Origin of the sequence: Bifidobacterium sp. B4142 (assembly GCF_026537325.1) — a bacterium.
Taxonomy (GTDB): domain Bacteria; phylum Actinomycetota; class Actinomycetes; order Actinomycetales; family Bifidobacteriaceae; genus Bombiscardovia.
In genome coordinates, this window is the sequence record NZ_JAFNMJ010000012.1 from 1 (window position 1) to 2669 (window position 2669).

At 54.9% G+C, this 2669-nt stretch carries 3 protein-coding genes; 2 read left to right on the forward strand and 1 reads right to left on the reverse strand.

What is annotated here, in order from left to right; genetic code table 11:
• The first annotated feature begins 268 nt into the window (after positions 1-268).
• Positions 269-781 carry a hypothetical protein gene (locus J3U06_RS09240; RefSeq protein ID WP_045925197.1) on the forward strand — a complete coding sequence of 171 codons (513 nt, stop codon included), beginning with the start codon at positions 269-271 and terminating at the stop codon, positions 779-781.
• 22 nt (positions 782-803) lie between these two features.
• Positions 804-1250 carry a hypothetical protein gene (locus J3U06_RS09245; protein ID WP_015022033.1) on the forward strand — a complete coding sequence of 149 codons (447 nt, stop codon included), beginning with the start codon at positions 804-806 and terminating at the stop codon, positions 1248-1250.
• A gap of 135 nt (positions 1251-1385) precedes the next feature.
• On the opposite strand, the gene J3U06_RS09250 is transcribed toward J3U06_RS09245, so the two are convergent.
• Complete coding sequence (locus J3U06_RS09250; protein WP_015022034.1) at positions 1386-1946, reverse strand: hypothetical protein; 561 nt, start codon at positions 1944-1946, stop codon at positions 1386-1388.
• Between the last annotated feature and the right edge of the window lie 723 nt (positions 1947-2669).

A 2669-nucleotide genomic window follows, 5' to 3' on the forward strand; every position in this document is an offset into this window, starting at 1 on the left:
CCCGACCTATTAACAACCACCCAACACGCTTACAGCCACAAGGCCAAACCCCCAACATAAACAACGCGTTTAGTTCCTATAGCCCTATAATGGTGTAACGGTGGTGCTACTGTCACCGTTGATGTAATAACTCAAGAATGATAGTTAGGCCTATCTATCAGTGCAGTATTCCAGTTTTAGCTGGGTTGTCAGAGGTGCCATGGCTGACACCGCTGACTTCGTTATTGGTTATCAAGGATGAATTGACTCAACAAACGGAAAGGGGCTTATGATGAAAGCTCTGAACACTATCAAAAGTAGGTTGCTCGCCAGCGTTGCTGTTCCACTTGCGCTGTCTATGGGAGTCGCCATGGTTCCCAGTCAGGCGATGGCTGCAGAGCCTGTGGATACCGCTTCGACATCTATCGTGAGTCAAGTCACCGATTCGCTGACTCCGAGGGATGTGCTGGAGATAGCGGATACCGCATGGGAAAACGGTGATTATGAAGGTGCTGGCATCCTGACCGAGTATGCATTCTCGATGCATGATGGCACTGCCGGTAATGGCTTCCAATCGAGGAATTGGGCTACGACGATCGCCAAGAAAGCTGTCATTAAGCTTCTGCGCTGGGGAGGTTCCAAGCTTCCTGCCAAGATTGCTCCGTGGGCCGGTCGGATTGCAGACTTCCTGGAAGCCACCGGCGTCTGGACTCATGCCGCTATCGTCTCAGGTTTGATGCAGCTGGGCATCCCTTACGATATTGCTGAATACACGGCGACATGGGTTGATTTGTTCCTCTGATTCATGGAGAGAGGGGTGAGCGATGAGTGACCGTGGACGATCAGACCATGTAACGGTTTCGGATGCGATTACCGGTGTTGGTTTTTTCGGAACTGTGTTGTTGGGTTTTGTCTTTCCTTTTGCGGTCGGCATTGGTGTCACTTATCGCTTGCTCCCTTTCGGTGGCGTTCGTTCCTGGGTGCATGGGTGGCGTGGGGTTTTGGGTACCATCGTTATCTTTCTGTTGTGGTTCTTTGGTACCTACATAACTGATGCGTTGGTGGATGTGTTGTTTAGCATGAGCAGTCACAAGGTCTTGAAGAAGCTTGTTAGCGAAGTTGTGAGTTTTGTGTTTCTCATGGGGTTGATGGCCTTGGCCTTCAGCAGGTGGGAAGCCATGGCGCTCTCATCTTTGATAACTGAGGTTCTCACCATTCTCATCTCCCTACTCGTCATTCATGCCGTTGATGCTGCAGACAAGCATGATTAATCTAAACAACGATCATTCCTAGGGAATGAAGCGGATTCGAGTGCCCCTTTTATGGGGCGGGAGAAACGCATCGGACGCGGAGAGGTCTCCTCCTTGGTTTGGGAGGAGACCTCTTCGGTTTGGTTGTGTGTGGTGTTAGTCGTCGGTGGGGTTGATGTTCTTACTGAGGGCCAGGGCGATGAGCGCTGCGAGGTTGTTGGTTCGGTCGAGGGTGAGGGCTTGGACCATGTATGAGCTGGCTTGGTCGGGGTCGCGGGCGGCCCAGGCCAGGTAGGCTCTGGAGGCGCTGAGGTGTGGGGTGGGGCCGACGGCGGCGGTGAGCTGGTCGAAGAGGTTGTAGGCTCTGTCGGCGCGTTCCTGGTTGACGGGGGTCCGGCCTTCGAAGCAGGTGGTGAGGCTGGTGAAGATGAGTTTGACGGCGGCGGGGTCGTGGGGTTGTTCGGTGATGGTGGTCAGGTCGTCTCGGGTGGTGTCGGGGTTGATGGCGGCGACCAGGAGCGCGTCGCGGTGCGGCAGTGAGGTTTCTATCAGCGCGGCCATGCGGGTGAGCCGGTCGTGTCCTATGGCTTCGGGCTGGTGGGTGCCGTCGAGTATGCGCATGATGCTGTCGAGGGCCTGTCGGCCTGCGGTGAGCATGAGTTGGGGGTCCTGGCTCAGTTGCTTGACGTCGTCCTGGAGGCTGGTTGTGGTGTTCAAGGGTGTTCCTTTCCTTGGTGCCGGGACTGTTTGTGCCGACGCCTGGAATGGCGGCCCGGGTATAGCGGAGAGTCAAGCCCCCGCGTGGATCCGAACACTCCCCCGGAGGCCGAGGGGGCATGCTGTTCGGCCCCCTCGGCCGGAGCGGGGTGTGGGCGGAGACGCTCGGGGCTTGAGTCGCAGCGGCCCGGGCCAGAATGGAAGGGGGCGGCACAAACACCACATTCCCAACCCCTTCAGCAGCACGCCGCAGGCGTGCGACAGCGGCGGCCAGACATCAAGGCGCAGCCGCCGATGACCACAACCCCGGCCGAGCCGACCAGTTTTATGTTTGCCGATTGAAGGGTGATCTGCAGTAGCTCATGATAGAAGAAAGACCATCCGATAAGAAATGTGTTTATATTGTGAAGCTTTATCTTGATGAAGCTTTCTAACTGATATCCCGAGTATATTAAAGCTTGTTAGAAGCCGCCACTGCCTCTATCATATTTATATGATATGCACACTAGGGCGGCACTTTTTTATCTAAAGGGGTGTAACTGAGATGGACACCGCTCGTATTCCTTACCCTTCGCATCCTTATCAGAGCTCAGCCAATCTAGCCTCTATGCTGATACAGAACGGTCTCTCCGGCATCAGGGCCTATAGGAACTAAACGCGTTGTTTTAGGTTCTGTGTGTGGGTTTGGTTGTGTGTTGGTCAGAGTGTGGTGTTGGGGTATCT